Here is a 16,017-nt window from a genome sequence, read left to right on the forward strand (position 1 = left end):
CCGGGTCCGCCGGTTCCGGTCGGGCCGGTTCCGGTCGGGCCGGGTCCGCCGGTTCCAGTCGGGCCGGGTCCGCCGGTTCCAGTCGGGCCGGGTCCGCCGGTTCGGGCGGTGGCCGCGCGGTGACGCTTCAGCGGGAGAGCCGGCCGCACGGCGGCTCCGGCACCACCGCGTAAGCGGGTGCGTTCCCCGTCCGGGGCACGGGTCCGTCCGCCCCGCGTCCCGTGCCGAGGGGCGGGCGATGTGGTCTGCTACGTAGTAGCTGTGCCGCGAGGAGTGAAGGCCCATGACCGGATCAGGCGACGCCGTCGGCCCCGGTTTCGCGGATGCCGTGCTGCACGGCATCGGGGTGGGCGTCCTCACCATGGACGCGGCCGGGCTCATCACATACGTCAACCCCTGGGGGGAGCGGCTGCTGCGCCGGTCCGCGCGGGACATGCTGGGCCGGGACGCGCACGATCTGCTCCACCGGCGCCCCGACGGAAGCGCCATGGCCGCGAGGAGTGCCTGATGCGGACTCCGCTGCTGAGCGGCCGGGACGCCGAGGAGGGCAGCGAGGAGTACCTGCTGCGGGGCGACGGCACCACGCTGCCTATCATCTGGTCCACGACGCCGCTCGCCCTGGAGGGCGGCAGGAACGGGCTGGTGGTGGCCTTCAGCGACTTCAGCCTGCACCGGGGCGCCGCGGAGCGGGCGGCGGCGCACACCGCCGCCCTGGAGGCGATGACCGGCCGGCTGAATCTGCTGGCGGACGTCTCCTCGGTGCTGATGTCCAGCATGGACGCCTCCGCCGCGACCAGCCGGCTGCTCCCGCTGCTGGTGCCGGAGCTCGGGGACTGGGCCGCCGTCGACCTGGTCGACGACCGTTCCGGGGAACTGGAGCGGATCGCGGTGCGCAGTCCCGCGCACCCGCGCCGGGCGCAGGAGCTGGAAGGCCCGCTGGAGCTGCCCGCCGGGGCCGCCCGGGCGGGCTCCCGGGGCACCCTGGGCGATCAGCCGCTGCTGCTGAACGCGGCCGGCCTGCGGGACCCGGCCGCGCCGTTCGCCGCCACCCACCGCCGCCTGTTCGACCGGCTCGGCGGCCACTGGGCCACGGTCGCGCCGATCCGCTCCCGCCGCCGGCGCTACGGGCTGCTGACCGTCGCGCGGGCCGACCGCACGTCCCCGCCGCCCGACACCGAGGTGCGGCTGCTCGCGGACATCGGCCGGCGCCTGGCCCTGGTGCTGGACAACGGCCGGCTCTACGGCGAGCAGCGCAACGTCGCCGCGACCATGCAGCGCCGGTTGCTGGCTCCGCTGCCCCAGGTCGACCACCTGCGGATGACCGCCCGCTACCTGCCGGCGCAGAGCGCCATGGAGGTCGGCGGCGACTGGTACGACGCCTTCCTGCTCGGCGACGGAGTCCTGGCCCTGGTCATCGGGGACGTGGTCGGCCACGACCTCCAGGCCGCCGCCCACATGGCCGAGGTCCGCAACATGCTGCGCGCCCTCGCCTGGACGCACACCGAGCCGCCCAGCATGATCATGCGCCGGCTGGACGAGGCGGTCACCAACACCAGCGACGCGCCCATGGCCACGCTCGTCTTCGCCCGCATCGAGGGACCCGAGGGCGGACCCTGGCGGCTGCACTGGGTCAACGCCGGTCATCCCCCGCCGCTGCTGGTGACGCGGGAGGGCGGCACCCGCTTCCTCACCGGGGGGGCACGGCCCGCTGATCGGGATGAGCGCCACCCTGCATCTCGGGCTGAGCTGGCCGGACGCGCGGGAGGACCTGCCCGCGGAGTCCCTCGTGCTGTTCTACACCGACGGTCTGGTGGAGAGCCGGGACCGTCCCATCGACGCCGGTCTGGCCCGGCTGCGCCATCACGCCGCCGTCCTGGCCCGGCGGCTGTCCGGGCAGAGCGTGGACGCCTTCTGCGACCAGCTGCTCGACCGCCTCTCCCCCGAGGGCGACGACACCGCCCTGCTCGTGCTGCGGCTGCCCGCGGCCGGCGCCGGCGCCCCGGGTGACCAGAGCCCGCCGCTGCCGCCGCAGACCTCGCGCAGCCCCGCCGCGCCGGAGCGCGCAGCCCCGGGCTCCGTGCAGGAGGACGCCCCGGTGCAGGACCCGACCCGGGAGACCCGCGAGGCGCTGCGGCACCGGGACGGGCTGGAGGAATAGGCACCGGGCGGACCGCCGGCGCGGCCGGGTCACGCGGGCGACGGTCACGCGGGCGACTCGTCCGCCTCCGCGGGGCTCCGGGAACGGCGCAGGCAGGAGGTGACGACCACGAACGGCCACACGGACTGCACGGCGGTCACGACCCGCTCGGCCGCGCCGGCGACGCCCTGCCACTGCATCTCCGCGACGAACCACACGGCGCCCGCGACCATCGCGGACGTCGCCAGGATCGACGGCGCGGGCCGCAGGGCCCAGGGTGCGGTCCGGCCGCGGCCGGCGGCCAGCACCGGCCACACCGCCAGCAGGGCGAACCCGACGGCGGCCACGGAACCGTGGCGCAGGGACCCACCGCTGCTGGGCGCGGGCACCAGCGCCACCACCAGCGCGGCGAGACCGCCACCGGCCAGCGCCAGCCGCCCGGCCGTCGCGGCCGGCCGCAGCGCCAGGGCGGTGAGCAGATGGCAGACGCCCAGTGCCAGGAGCGCCCCGGTCATCACCCAGTACCCCGGGGACCCGTGCGCCGCCAGGACGCTGATCGTCTGCCTGGCCGGATCGTAGGCGGGACCCTCCAGCCCGGCCGCGACCAGCCACCCCACGACCAGCAGTACGGGAGCGCACGCCGACGAGACCAGGGCCCACTTGGGAACACTCGGCATCGGGCGAGCATATAGGGACAGATCAGGACATCTGCGACGCATCACGGCCGGTCGGCCGTCCCTGCCGCTGCTCGGTCCGGCGGATCGCCTCCAGCGGGTACGGGACCGCCCGGCTCTCCTGCCGGAACCGGCGGGTGAACTCCCCCATCACCGCCGCGATCGGCGCGTGCCGGAGCAGGAGCGAGGCGAGCGCGGGCGGGATCCCGCCCGGGCGGACGCCCTGGGCGCAGGCGCGCACGAACGCCGCGCGCTCGTCCGGTCCGTGGCCGTACAGGGCGAAGGCCAGCCAGTTGACCAGGTACGCCGACGTGTAGCACCGGTCGTAGGTGCGGTGCCCCTCGAAGAAGTCGGCCTCTGCCCGGCTCAGCTCGAAGCGGGAGGAGACGGCGAGGCCGTAGTCGGCGAAGTACAGCCGCCGGCCGTCGGTGAGGATGTTCTCGAAGTGGGCGTCGAAGTGCAGCAGCCCGCGGGCGTTCATGAACGAGACGCCGGCCGCCAGTTGGTCCTCGACCATGGCACAGGCCCGCTCGGCCGCCTCGCCACCGGCCCGGATCCGGTGCCCCAGCCACTCGTGCAGGTTCCACGGGATGTACTCCAGGAACAGCGTGAGGCTCGCCGACGACCGCCTGAGCGCCTCGATCCGGTCGCGCACGCCGGACCCGCCTCCCCAGTAGGCGACGGCGCGTTCCACATCGGCCAGTTCCCCGGGCAGCGGCCGGCCGTCGTCGGGCAGGACCCGCCAGTGGTGCAGCAGCGGGAACCCCTCGTGGTCCCCCGCGATCACCCAGTTGGTCGTCATGGTGTGGGCGGCCAGCTCCCGCCAGGCGCCGAACCCGGGCCCGCCGATGCTGCCGATGCCGTACTGGCAGAAGACCGGAAGGCCGAACAGGTCGGCCGTGGAGCGGACGTTCTCCGGGCGTCGTTCACGATCGGTCAGACGTACCTGCTTGACGAAGACCGGTGTGCCGTCGACCTCCAGCAGGACGGACGTGCCGCCGATGCCGGAACCGACCGGCGTGCCGGCGTCGACGAGTTCGCGCAGCCTGCGGTCACCGCACAGCGCCAGGGAGGTGGAGACGGCACCGTGGGCGGCCAGCCGCGCATCGCGGGACATGTCGGCGCTCTTCACGTGGGCGGGCCTCCTTCACATGGGTCTCCGCGGGGGCGTGGGGCCCCACGGGGCGCCCGCCGCCCGGTCGTCCACCGCGCCGGACACCTGGCGGGAGCCCCGCCAGCCTCTCACGTGCGCGCCCCCGGTTCCGCGGGCGGTGAGCGGCGCCGGTTACAGTTGCGCGGCTCGACTGGGAGGAGAGGCGCAGATGCGGCTCGGGGTGGGAAGCGTGTGGCGGGGACTGGGCGTCGTGGTGCTCGCCGCAGGGGTGTTGACGGGGTGCGGCGGCGAGGAGGGGGCCGAGGGAGGTGCCCGTGCGTCCGCGTCGGCCGGTGCCGCCGCCCGGGGCGACGGTCCGGGCGCCGACGTCGGCGGCACGATCGGGGCCGCAGGCTCGGCGTGTGAACTGCCGGTGACCTTCGACATCGCCGAGGGCTGGACGGCCGAGGCCGTCGACGGCGACGGGGCGGCCGCCGAGCTCGCGGACGCGCTGCTGCGTCAGGGCCCGGTGACGCTGGTCTGCGAGGTGGACGCCAAGCCGGCGGGGCACCTCGGCTATCTGCGTGTGTGGACCGGCGAGCCGGGCGTCGCCGATCCCCGTCGCGTGCTGGAGGAGTTCGTCGCGGCGGAGGGCGAGGTGAGCGGGGAGAAGTACGGCGCCTTCCGGGCGGGCGAGCTGGCCGGGGCCGAGGTGGAGTACCTCCGGCGGAGCGAGCTGCTCGAGGAGACGAAGCCGGAGCGGGCGCTCGCCGTCCGCACCGGGGACCGGACGGTCCTCGTCCACCTCGGCGGACTCGACGCCGAGGAGCACGAGGCGATGCTTCCCGCCTACGAGCTGGCCAAGCGGACCCTGGCCGCGCCGCAGGCCTGAACCGGGGCCACGAGGAGGCGTTCTCGCCGTCCGGGTGCCCGTCGCGGGGGCGACGTCCGTACCGCCGGGGCCCGTTACGTGTCCGTCGGGGGGCACCCTCATGCCGGGGCGGGGCGCTTGTGGGTGAAGGTGCGGCGGGCCCCTCGCGGGGGCGCCCGCCGGATGCCCCGCGTGCTCCACTCGCCCTCCTCAAGTGGCGCTTGGGGTTCCGGATGACCGGAAAGCCTGCGGTCGTGGACCCGGCAGGACGCCGGTCCGTGAGGAGGAACCGCATGCTGCCCGCAGCCGACGAACGACAGCTCTTCGGAGAGCTTCAGGAACTGCTCGCCGCGACGGTCGAGGACCTGTCCGCCCAGGACGTGCGCCTCGACAGCTCCCTGACCGACGACCTGGGCGTCGACTCCCTGGCACGGCTCGAACTGGTCACCGCCATCGAGGAGCACTGGCAGATCCAGGTGCCGCCGGAGGACGCGGAGCGGCTCACCACGGTGCGTGAGATCGTCAGCCACCTCGCCGCCGTGACCGCTCCCGCCGGCGGGGCCTCGTGAGTGCTCCGCGGGGCACCGCCCGGTTCCGTGCGGAGGGGGCGGCGGCGGTCACCGGTCTGGGGCTGACCACGGCGCTGGGGGGTGACGTCCCCACCACGTGGGCGGCGTTGCTGGCCGGGCGGTGCGGGATCGAGCGCGTGACGTTCGAGATGCCCGACGGCTCCGCGCAGGACCACCTCGCGGCCCGCGCGGCCGTCGACCCGCGGTCGGTGCTCCCCGCCGCGAAGGCCTCGCACTGCGACCGCTCCGCCCAGCTCGCCCTCGTCGCCGCGAAGGAGGCGGTGCGGGACGCCGGTCTGGCGGACGAGCCGGGCCGCACCGCCGACGGGACCCGCCTGGCCGCGGTCGTCGGCGTGGGCCTGGGCGGGCTGTCCAGCATCCTGGAGCAGCAGCACCGGCTGGCGACGGAGGGAGCGGGCCGGGTCACCCCCCGCACCATCCCCCGCATGCTGCCCAACCATCCCGCGGCCGAGGTCGGGCTGATGGTGGGGGCCAAGTCCCGGGTGCACACCCCGGTCAGCGCCTGCGCGGCCGGCGCCGAAGCCCTCGCCCAGGCCCTGGGCATCATCCGCGACGGCCACGCCGACGTCGTGGTCGCGGGCGGCACCGAGGCCGCGCTGGTGCCACTCGCCCTCGCCGGGTTCGCCCGGCTGGGCGCCCTGTCCCGGCGCCACGACGACCCCCTGCGGGCGTCCCGGCCCTTCGACGCGGACCGGGACGGGTTCGTGATGGGCGAGGGGGCGGGCGTCCTCGTCCTGGAGAGCCCGGAGCACGCCGCGGCACGGGGCGCCCGGGTGCACGGCTACCTGACCGGTGCGGGCATCACCAACGACAGCCACCACGTGGCCCAGCCCGCCCCCGGCGGAACCGGCTGCGCCGCCGCGGTCACCGCCGCCCTGAGCGACGCCGGTCTGACACCCCGCCAGGTCCAGCACGTCGACGCCCACGCCACCTCGACGCCGCTCGGCGACCTGGGTGAGGCCCGGGCGCTGCGCGCGGTGTTCGGCGACGCGCTCAAGAACATCGCGGTCAGCGCGCCCAAGGCCGCCCTCGGCCACACCCTGGGTGCCGCGGGGGCCGTCGAGGCCGTCCTCACGGTGCTCGCCCTGCGCGAGCGGACCGCACCGCCGGTGTGCACGCTGGACCGTCTCGACCCGGCCGTCGAGCTGAACGTCGTCGGCCGCAGCCCCCAACCGCTGCCCTCCGGTCCGCTGGCCGCCGTCAGCACGAGCCTGGGCTTCGGCGGGCACAACGTGGCCCTGGCCTTCGCCGGTGCCTCATGACCCGCGGCGCCCCCGTGCCCGCGGCGCGGCCCCCGCGCACGGTGCTGATGTGCCCCGGGCAGGGCGCCTACCTGCCCGGGGCCCTGCGGTACCTGGGGGGCGTCCCGGCGGTGCGCGCGGTCCTGGAGGCCGTGGACTCCGGGTCCGGTTACGGCACGGAGCCGGTGAGCCGGCTGCTCACCGACCCCGGTGCGCCGGGCCCCGAGGAGCTCCTGGCCGGCGACCCGCTCGCCTTCGACCTGGCCACCTACGCCGCGGTCGTCGCCTCCGCCGCCGTCCTCCTCGACCATCTGCGGGCACCCGTGGACGCGGTCCTCGGGCACAGCGTGGGCGACCTGGCGGCGCTCACCGTCACCGGCGTCATCACCGCCTACCAGGGCGCCTCCCTGCTGCGCCGCCGCGACCTGCTGCTGCGGGAGGCCGCGCTGCCGCCGGCGGGACTGCTGGCCACGGACATGACCGCGGAGCAGACGGCGGCCCTGCTCGCGTCCTGCCGTACGCCCGAGGTGCGCGTCGCCGCCCGCAACGCCCCCGCCCAGGTGGTCCTCGCCGGCCCGGACGACGCGCTCGCACGCGCCCGGCAGGCCGCACTCGGCCGCGGCCACCGCGCCACCCTCCTGTGCTCCCGCACCGCCTACCACCACCCGCTGCTGGACGACGTCCACCGCGCCTTCGGCCGGATGGTGCGCAGGCAGCCGGTCCGGCCGCCGGAGCGCATGGTGTGCACGGCCGCGGGTGACGGGCCCGCACGCACCCCCGATCAGCTCCGCGCCGTCGCCGGCGCCCACCTCGTCCGGCCGATGGCCCTGGACAGCACCCTGCGCAGGCTGCACACGGCGGGTTGCGCCGTCTTCATCGACAGCGGCCCGCGCGCCCTGCTCAGCACCCTGGCCAAGGCCAATCTGCCGGGCTGCCGCACCACCGCACCGCTGCGCACCCCGGTCGACGCCGACCGGATACGCCGGCGGCTGGCGTGACCGGTCCCGGACCCGGTCACGACGTCACGGGGCGCGGACGAAGGGTGGCCCGGGCGGCACGGCCGGGCGGCGGGTCGGCGAAGATGGTCGGGACAACCGTTCCCGCCCGCGAGGAGTGTCCGCGCAGATGGCTACGTCCGCCTCCGGTCCCAGGCCGCCGACGATCGCGGATGTCGCGCGCGTCGCCGGGGTCTCGCGCACGACCGTGTCGCACGCCCTGAACGGGCTCGGCAAGGTCGACCCCCGCACGCGCGAGCGGATCCGGCAGGTGGCGGCGGACCTCGGCTACCGCCCCAACCTGCGGGCGCAGCGGCTGCGGCGGGGCGAGGCGAAGGCGATCGCCCTGGCCTCCTCGATGCCGTTCGCGGTGGCCGGCGGGCCCTCCCGGCTCGGGTTCTACATGGAGGTCGCGGCGGCCGCCGCGGAGCGCGCGCTGCTGCACGACTACGCGCTCGTCCTCGTGCCGCCCGTGCAGTCGCGTGCCGCGCTGTACTCCGTCGACATCGACGGGGCCATCGTGGTCGAGCCCGACGTCGAGGACGCGGCGGCGGCCCAACTGCGCGAGCGGGGGCTGCCGTACGTGGCGCTCGGCCGGCCGGTGTCGCCGGACGAGGACGCCCCGTACGTCGACCTGCGCGGGCGGAGGGTAGCGGAGCTGCTGCTCGGGCATCTGCACGAGCAGGGGGCGACGCGGCCGGCGCTGATCGTGGGCGCCGGCTCACGCCACTCCTCCGTCGACGCGATCGCCGCCTACGAGCGGCTCGCCGAGGAGCACGGCTGGACGCCGGTCGTGGCCGGGGTGGCGGAGTCGGGCGGTGAGCAGGCGGGGTACGAGCGGTGCGCCGCCCTGCTCGACGAGCATCCCGGCATCGACGCGGTGTGCGCGCTGGTCGACGCCTTCGCGGTGGGCGCGGTCCGGGCGATACGGGAGAGCGGGCGCGCCGTACCGGACGACGTCATGGTCGTCACCCGGTACGACGGGCTGCGGGCCCGCACCTGCGAGCCGCCGCTGACCGCGGTCGACCTGCACCTGGACCGGGCGGCGTCGGACGCGGTGGAGCTGCTGCTCGGACGGCTGCGCGGGGACGCCGGCACGCCGTCGGTGGCGGTGACCCCCGAGCCGGAGGTGATCGTCCGCGCGTCGTCGCGCCGGACCGTACGAAGGTGACGGCCCGGGCTTCGCCGCCGCGGGACGCGATCGCCCGTAGCCTCGTCAGACCCCCAGCATCAGCACCAGCCCGGACACCAGCGCGAAGACCAGCACGAACAGACGCATCCGGCGGGCGTCCAGCCGGTGGTGCACCAGGCGGCTGAGCCATGCGCCGACGGCGATCGCCGGCAGCAGAACGGCGGCCTGCCCCAGTTCCGCGGCCTCGGCCTTCCCTGTGGCGAACAGAAGGGCCAGCGAGGCGACTTCGCCGACGAGAAAGCAGGCGGCGACGGTGGAGCGCAGTTCGGCGGGCGGCCGGTGCTGGTAGACCAGCGCGAGCGGCGGACCGCCCACACCGGTCGCCGTCTCCGTCAGTCCGGTCACCGCGCCCGCGCCGACATAGGCGGCCCGGCCGGGCGTGAACGCGGGCGCGGCCAGGCTCACCACCGCCGCGAGCACGGTGGCGACGCCCACGAACACACCGAGGCTGCGTTCCGGGATCAGCCAGAGCAGCGCCAGCCCCGCCGGGGTGGCGGCGAGCCGCGCCCCGGTGATCCAGCCCGCGCCGCGCAGGTCCAGCGAGGCGCGCTCCCGCCAGGCGACGTACAGGTTGAGCGGGATCATCGCCGCCAGCACGAACACCGGGACCAGCCGGGGGTCGACCAGCCCGGCCACGGGCGCGACGATCAGCGCGAAGCCGAGTCCGCTGCTGCCCTGGACGAACGCCGCCACCGCCACCGTGACGGCGAGCACCGCCAGCGTCTGCACCGTCACTGCGCCGTGCTCCGTTCCCGTGCCCGATGCAGCGCCCGTGCCGCCATGGAGGTGGGGTGTGCCCGGGTGATGTCCGCCCGGCCGACGGCGGCGCGGGCCAGCTCGGCGGCGCGCCGCACCAGCGCGGGACCGTCCCAGCCGACCGGCCGGCCCTGCCACAGGCGCAGGCGTCCGGCCACGAAGACCGCCTGGATCTGGTCCCGGTTGCCCCGCCGTACGAGCTCCCAGGGCAGGTCCCAGGAGAGCGCGAGTTCCGGAGTGTCGATGTCGACCAGGAGGAAGTCGGCGGCCATGCCCGCGGCGACGGTACCGGTGCGGCCGCCGAGGCCGACGGCGTCCGCGCCGCCCCGGGTGGCGTGCTCCAGCCAGGTCCAGCCGGCCCCGCAGGAGGAGTCGCCGGTGCTCAGCCCGTACGCCAGCCGCTGGGCGAACTCGGCGGCGTCCGCGAGCCGGAAGCCGTCGCCGCGGGTGCCGTCGGTGCCGAGCCCGAAGCGGATGCCGCGCTCGGCCATCGCGGTGGCGGGCGCGACCGCGTTGCCCTTCCAGGCGCTGGCGACCGGGTTGTAGCTGACGGCGGTGCCGGTGTCGGCGAGCAGGGTCACCTCGCGCGGCGTCAGGAGCGTGGCGTGCGCGGCGAGCAGCTGAGGGCCGAGCGCGCCGACGCGGTGCAGGTGCTCCAGGGGCCTCAGCCCGTGCCGTACCAGGGAGCGTTCCACGCCCGCGAGGTGCTCGTTGACGTGGATCTGTACGACGGCACCGGCCTCGGCGGCCAGTCGGGCGGTGGCGCGCAGGGTGCGCTCGGTGGCCGCCTCGGGGATGGAGACGGCCAGGGAGGGGTGCACGAGCGGGTCGCCCGCGTACCGGGCCAGGTGCTTCTCGGCGCTCTCCAGGACGGCCGGGGCGGCGGTGTCCGAACCGCCAGCGCTGCTCGCGCCCTTCGCGTTGCTCGCGTCGTGCGCGTCGTTGCAGACCAGGCCGAGGACGCACCGTATCCCCGCGTCGCGGGCGGCGGACGCCACGACGTCGATGTCCACGTCGGCGCGGGTCCCGGCGTCGGCGACGGTGGTGAACCCGCCCCGCAGCGCTTCGAGAGCGGCCAGCTTGGCCGCGGTGTAGGCCGCTTCCTCCTCGAGTGCGCCCTCCAGCGGCACCCATACCCGGCGGAAGATCTCCGAGGGCTCCCCGAAGGCGAGCGCGGCGCCGAAGCTCTGGGTGAGGTGGTGGTGGGCGTCGACGAAGCCGGGCATCAGCAGCCGGCCCGGCAGCGGTACCGGCCGCAACTGCCGGTGGGTGCGCCGCAGTTCCTCCGCCGGGCCGAGGGCCTCGAACCGGCCGTCGCCGATCACGACGGCCCAGCCGGCGACGGGGCCTTCGGGGAGGAGGACCGCCTCCGGTTCGAGGAGGAGGGGGCCGGGGGCGGCGAGGAGGTCTCGGTCGGGCTGGTTCATCGGTCGCTTCCTGTGCGGGCGGTGGTCAGGCGGGCGGCGACGCCGGGCCGGACGTGGTGGAAGAGGATGTTGAGGACGGCGGCGACGAACGCGCCGACGGCGACGCCGCTCTCCAGGAGGATGCGGACGTTCGGCGGGAAGCCGCCGTACACGCCGGGGACGAGGATCGGCAGCAGGCCGAGCGCCAGCGCGACGGCGCAGATGAACGTGCTGGTGTGCTTGTCGAGGTCCGAGCGGCCGAGCATCTGGACGCCGAGCACGGTGATGACGGCGAACACGACCATGGCGGTGCCGCCGACGACCGCGGACGGGATCACGCTGATCGCCTGGGTGACGGGGGCGAGGAACCCGATGGCGACGAGCACCACGCCGGCCGCGGCGGTGACGAACCGGCTGCGGACCCCGGTGACCCGGACGATGCCGATGTTCTCCCCGCTGGTGACCATGAGCGGCAGGCCGAAGCAGCCGCCGAGGAGGGAGGTGAACGCGTCGCCGCGGACGGTCTTCGGCACGTCGGTGCGCCGGTCGATGTCCTTGCCGACGGCCTCGGCGTTGATGACGGTCTGGCCGGTGGCCTCGGCCATGGAGGCCAGGCTGTAGAGCATCAGCGGCAGTGCGGCGACGAGGTTGAACTCGGGCGAGCCGAAGGGCATCGGCTGCGGCACGCTGATCAGTCCTGAGCCGACGGCGCTCCCGGTGTCGACCGCGCCGGCCACGGCGGCGAGCGCGGTGCCGGCGAGCAGTCCCAGCATGACGGCGAGCTGGCGCATGATGCCGGTGAAGAGCAGGTAGAAGACGACGGTGAACCCGATCGTCGCCATGCCGAGGCCGAGGTCGACCGGGTCGGCGAAGCCGGGCGTGCCGGGGCGGCCGGTGACCAGGACCGCGCCGACCTTCACCAGGTTGACGCCGACGATGACGATCATCGTGCCGATGACGAGGGCGGGGAAGAACCTGAGCAGCCGGGAGAAGACCGGCAGGACGACGAAGTAGAAGGCCGCCGTGAGGATCACCGCGCCGGTGGCGGTGGGCAGCCCGTGCTGCTCGGCGATGGCGAGGAACAGGATGAGCGGCGCACCGCCCGGCAGCATCACGAACGGCAGCCGGGGCCCGAACTTCCAAGGTCCCAGCGACTGGATCAGCGATCCGACGCCGGACAGCACGAAGGCCGCGGAGAGCAGGTCGACCGTCAGCCCGGCCTCGAGACCGAGGGTGGCGCTCATCAGGAAGATCGCCGAGATGGGGGTGGCGGCCATGACGAGGACGTGCTGGATGCCGAAGAGCAGGATGCGGCCGAGCGGCCGGGACTCGTCCACGGGGTGGGTGCCGGGGCGGGCGCCGCTCCCGGCCCCCTCGCCGGCCCGGCCGGCGGCGCCCCGGCCCGCGCCCGCGGCCCCCTCGTCGGCCCCGCCGACCGCACCCCGGCCCGCGCCCGCGGCCCCGCCGTCGCCCTCGGCCTGCGATCCGGGGGCGGCCTGGGGGACGGAAGCGGTCGCGGACGACTCGGCGACGGTCGCGGGCTCGGGGAGGTCAGCGGTCGGGGACGACTCGGGGACGGTCGCGGGCTCGGGGACGGAAGCGGGCGCCGGCGGTTCGGAGGCCGTGGCGGACGGCTCGGAGGCCGTGGCGGGCGGCTCGGGAGCGGATGCGGAAGGGCTGGTGGGCTCGGCGGCCGGGTGGGTGGCCGCTGTGCGGCCCGGGACCGGCGGTCGGCCGGACGCCGGCCGGCTCTGGCGGGGACTGGACACGTTCGGGCTCCGTTCGGGCGTACGGGAACGCTCGGATTTCAGCCGCGATCCGGCCCTGGACGGAGAGCCAAATCGATTTGGCCAAATCGATTTGGCCGTCAGTATGTGAGCCCGCGCACCGACCGTCAAGAGCTGCCGCAGCAGCGGAGGGGGCGAGAACGGCGCCCCGCCCGCCCCGGCCGGGCGGGGCGGGCAGTGCGCCTGGGGCGGTGCGGGCGTCAGTCCAGCGGCTGGACCCACACGTTGCGGAAGCGGACCTTGTTGCCGTGGTCCTGGAGCCTGACCGGACCGGTCGCGGGCCCCTCGGCGATGCCGCCGCCGGTCGGCCCCGCGAGGGCCACGTCGTCGTGGACCTTCCGCCCGTTCCACCACACGGTGACCCGGGCGTCCTCCGTCTTCCGCCCGGCGCTGTCGTAGCGCGCCGCGCGGTAGACGATGTCGTAGGACTGCCAGGTGCCCGGCGCGGTCGCGGCGTTGCTGTCCGCCGCCTTCTGGTTGTAGACGGCGGCCGCCTCGTCGGCGGCGAGGTCCGCCACGCCGTAGGAGTCGAGGATCTGGATCTCGTAGCGGTCCTGGAGGTAGACGCCGCTGTTGCCGCGGTCCTGGCCGGTGACGTCGTCGGGGAGTTCGGGGATGTTGAACTCGACGTGCAGCCTGTGGTCGCCGAAGCCCTGCTTGGTGCGGATGTCCCCGCAGCAGACCTCCACGGCCCCGTCCCCGGCGCGCGGCCAGCTCACCGCGCGTCCGTCGGTGTGCTGCCACTGCGACAGGGTGCCGCCGTCGAACAGGGCGATCCGCTCGTCCGGCCGGTTGATGTGGATCATGTCGAGGTTGACGTGGCCGTCGTCGCCGTCCTCGTACCGGTAGGCGATCGTGTTGTGGCCCTTGCGCAGCGTCAGCCGCTCGTTCTGCGTCGCCCACGTCGTCCAGCCGCCGGTAGGCGGCAGGCTGGTCTGCCGGACCTCGTGCCCGTTGACGTAGAGGCTGAGCTTCTTGGTGCCGTGGAAGGGGTGGGGACCGTTGGCGTAGCGCAGGCCCACGTCGTACGTGCCCTTCTTGGCCGCGTCGACGTGGAAGGTGACGCCGGCGCCCTTGGTGCCGAAGCGGTCGACGAAGCCGCCGCCCGAGTAGCCCTGGTGTTCCTTGGTGACGCCGGCGCCGCCGGAGAGCTTGGCCTCCTCCGCCTCGTGGGCGGTGACGGGCGACCTGTCGCCGGGGATCGCGTTCAGCGTGTACCAGGCCTCGGTGCTCCACAGCTCCTCTCCGCCGGCCGCCGCGAAGGGCCGCGGGGAGCGGATGTGGACGACGCGGTCGGCGCGGAGCCCGGGGATGCCGAGGCGGACCTCGGTGCGGTCGGCGGAGACGGTGGCCTCGGCGACGGTCAGGGACTCTTCGTCGATCTTGGGGCCGCCGTATTCGGGGGTCGGGGAGTAGCGCCACTGCTTGACCCGGTAGCTCTCGGCGAGCTTGTCGACGGTCTCCTGCGCCAGGGGCTTGGTGTACTTCAGTACGAACCCGGTGCGGGTGGCCCGCATGGAGTGGATGTCGAAGGCGCGGGTGCCGTTCGGCGTCAGTTTCTGAAGTCCGAAGCGGAGTTTGCCGGCCTGGCCCCAGTTGCCGTCGGCGCCCAGTCCGCCGGCGTAGAGGGCGCCGTCCGGGCCGACGCTGATGCGGTTGACGCCGGCCTCCAGACCTTGCGTGTGCCGGAAGACGGCGCCCTGGTACTCACCGTTCACCTTTTGCAGGCTGGCCCGCTGAAGACCGCCGTAGGTCACGTCGCCGAAGAGCATCTGCCCGGCGAAGGGGCCCTCCTTCAGCATCAGCGGTGTGCTCGGCGAGTTGGCGATCTCGTTCTGCGGCAGCCACAGCACCGGCTTGGTGACCGGCCGGTCGTCGAAGGGTCCGGCCGAGCCGTCCCGGTAGCGCGTGTAGTGGTTGAAGAAGCGGTCCTGCTTGATGTGGACCAGTTTCGAGGCGGGCAGCCAGCCGCCCTGGTTGTCGGTGACGAAGAGGCCGCCGCCCGGGCCCCGGCCGATGCCGTTGGGGGTGCGCAGCCCGCCGGCGAGGTAGGAGACCTCACCCGTCGCCTTGTCGACCTTGACGGTGGTGCCCCGGCCGCCCTCGGCCGGCTGCGGGTCGGTCGTCGCGCCGCCGTAGTTGATGGCGACCGACAGGTTCAGATAGAAGCTGCCCTTGTCGTGGAGGAGGCCGAAGGCGAACTCGTGGAAGTTGCCGCCGTAGGGCCAGGTGGCGATCGTCTTCTTCTCGTCGGTGACCTCGTCGCCGTCGTGGTCGCGCAGCTCGGTCAGCCGGTGCTTCTCGGAGACGTAGAGCCTGCCGTCGGCGTGGGTGATGCCCATGGGTTCCTTCAGGCCCTCGGCGACCTTCTTGACGGTGACCTTCTCCGGGCCGGTGTCGCCGGTGACGTTGTCGAGCAGGTAGACCTCGCCGTCGCTGGTCTCGCTCTCGCCCCAGGTGGTGATGGCCAGCCTGCCGTCCGGCAGCCAGGCCATGCCGGAGACCTTCGGTTCGAAGCCCGCGGGCCGCAGGTCGGTCAGGGTGTAGTCCGGGTGGACGCCGGTCAGGGGCAGGCCATCGCCGGGGCTGTCCTGTCCGCCGACGCACTCCTTGCGGCCGGGGGCGGTGACGCGGACGACGTCGGCGTCGGTGCTGAGCGCCGTGGCCGGCAGGGCGGTGAAGTCCGAGGCGCCCGGCGGCTTCCACTGGAGGGTGAGCTGCTGGCCGCCGCCCGCCTCGAAGTGCTCGATCAGCAGCGGATGGTGACCGGCAGTCAGGTAGGTGGTGCCGTCCTCGGGTTCGGCGCCGTGCAGTCCGTCGTGGTCGATCACCTGCTCGTCGCCGATGGTCAGACGGGAGCCGTCGTCGCTGATGAGGCGGAAGGCGTACGTCCCGGACTCGGGGACGTGGAGGTTGGCGAGGACGTGGGCGACGAAGTTGTCCGCCAGGCCGAAGTCGGCCTCGGTCGTCCAGTCGACGGCGGGCATCAGCTTGTCGATGTTGGGCGTCTGACCGTCCTTCAGGCGGCAGATCTTCTCCAGCGGAGCCTGCACGTCGAAGACGCGCAGCGTCACTCCGGGCTCCTGGGGCGGGAGGTCGGCGGCGGCCCGGCCGGCCGGCTGTGCGGCGGCCGGGGCGGTGGTGGCGAGGACGGCCGCGGCGAGGGCGAGGCCGGTGGCGTGTCTGAGAAGTCGGCGGTACGGCCGGTGGTTCACTCTTCCTCCTGGCGCTGGGGGTGTGCGGGCGACGGGTGTCGGCGTGGGGTGAGCGCGGGC

11 protein-coding genes and 1 pseudogene are annotated in these 16,017 nt (G+C 74.8%); 6 read left to right on the plus strand and 6 right to left on the minus strand.

The annotated features are described in order from the left end of the window. Positions 1 to 283: 283 nt before the first annotated feature. Positions 284 to 2,158, plus strand: a pseudogene (locus ACZ45Q_RS29660) (PP2C family protein-serine/threonine phosphatase). Between the two features lie 44 nt (positions 2,159 to 2,202). Here ACZ45Q_RS29660 and ACZ45Q_RS29665 read toward each other — a convergent pair. Both ACZ45Q_RS29665 and ACZ45Q_RS29670 read right to left on the minus strand, forming a co-directional pair. Next, a complete protein-coding gene (locus ACZ45Q_RS29665) occupies positions 2,203 to 2,814 on the minus strand; it encodes a DUF998 domain-containing protein (protein ID WP_468266913.1) in 612 nt (203 codons plus the stop codon). A gap of 22 nt (positions 2,815 to 2,836) precedes the next feature. Beyond that, complete coding sequence (locus ACZ45Q_RS29670) at positions 2,837 to 3,928, minus strand: protein kinase family protein (RefSeq protein ID WP_468267013.1); 1,092 nt, start codon at positions 3,926 to 3,928, stop codon at positions 2,837 to 2,839. A 205-nt stretch (positions 3,929 to 4,133) separates the two neighbouring features. Here ACZ45Q_RS29670 and ACZ45Q_RS29675 point away from each other — a divergent pair, with 205 nt between their 5' ends. The 5 genes from ACZ45Q_RS29675 (at position 4,134) to ACZ45Q_RS29695 (ending at position 8,772) form a co-directional block, all read left to right on the plus strand. Then, positions 4,134 to 4,796: a lipoprotein gene (locus tag ACZ45Q_RS29675; protein WP_468266915.1), complete on the plus strand. Its 663-nt coding sequence runs from the start codon at positions 4,134 to 4,136 to the stop codon at positions 4,794 to 4,796. A gap of 272 nt (positions 4,797 to 5,068) precedes the next feature. Beyond that, the gene (locus tag ACZ45Q_RS29680) at positions 5,069 to 5,344 is read left to right on the plus strand and encodes an acyl carrier protein (RefSeq protein ID WP_468266917.1); all 276 of its coding nucleotides are present in this window, start codon (positions 5,069 to 5,071) and stop codon (positions 5,342 to 5,344) included. After that, positions 5,341 to 6,627 (plus strand): beta-ketoacyl-[acyl-carrier-protein] synthase family protein, encoded by a 1,287-nt coding sequence (locus tag ACZ45Q_RS29685; RefSeq protein ID WP_468266919.1) that lies wholly within the window; start codon positions 5,341 to 5,343, stop codon positions 6,625 to 6,627. The genes ACZ45Q_RS29680 and ACZ45Q_RS29685 overlap by 4 nt, the downstream gene beginning before the upstream one ends. Next, positions 6,624 to 7,604 carry an ACP S-malonyltransferase gene (locus tag ACZ45Q_RS29690; RefSeq protein ID WP_468266921.1) on the plus strand — a complete coding sequence of 327 codons (981 nt, stop codon included), beginning with the start codon at positions 6,624 to 6,626 and terminating at the stop codon, positions 7,602 to 7,604. Before ACZ45Q_RS29685 ends, ACZ45Q_RS29690 begins: the two co-directional genes overlap by 4 nt. A gap of 127 nt (positions 7,605 to 7,731) precedes the next feature. Then, positions 7,732 to 8,772: a LacI family DNA-binding transcriptional regulator gene (locus ACZ45Q_RS29695; protein WP_468266923.1), complete on the plus strand. Its 1,041-nt coding sequence runs from the start codon at positions 7,732 to 7,734 to the stop codon at positions 8,770 to 8,772. A 45-nt stretch (positions 8,773 to 8,817) separates the two neighbouring features. Here ACZ45Q_RS29695 and ACZ45Q_RS29700 read toward each other — a convergent pair whose 3' ends face one another. From ACZ45Q_RS29700 to ACZ45Q_RS29715, 4 genes are all read right to left on the minus strand, one after another. Continuing rightward, entirely contained in the window at positions 8,818 to 9,528 is a 711-nt protein-coding gene (locus ACZ45Q_RS29700) for a sulfite exporter TauE/SafE family protein (RefSeq protein WP_468266925.1), read from the minus strand. Beyond that, positions 9,525 to 10,976, minus strand: coding sequence for an amidohydrolase family protein (locus ACZ45Q_RS29705; RefSeq protein WP_468266927.1), 1,452 nt, complete (start codon positions 10,974 to 10,976; stop codon positions 9,525 to 9,527). The genes ACZ45Q_RS29700 and ACZ45Q_RS29705 overlap by 4 nt, the downstream gene beginning before the upstream one ends. After that, a complete protein-coding gene (locus ACZ45Q_RS29710; protein WP_468266929.1) occupies positions 10,973 to 12,724 on the minus strand; it encodes a uracil-xanthine permease family protein in 1,752 nt (583 codons plus the stop codon). The genes ACZ45Q_RS29705 and ACZ45Q_RS29710 overlap by 4 nt, the downstream gene beginning before the upstream one ends. A 218-nt stretch (positions 12,725 to 12,942) precedes the next feature. Then, entirely contained in the window at positions 12,943 to 15,957 is a 3,015-nt protein-coding gene (locus ACZ45Q_RS29715) for a 3-keto-alpha-glucoside-1,2-lyase-like domain-containing protein (RefSeq protein WP_468266931.1), read from the minus strand. Positions 15,958 to 16,017 lie beyond the last annotated feature (60 nt).

It is taken from the genome of Streptomyces sp. NPDC031049 (assembly GCF_055571015.1).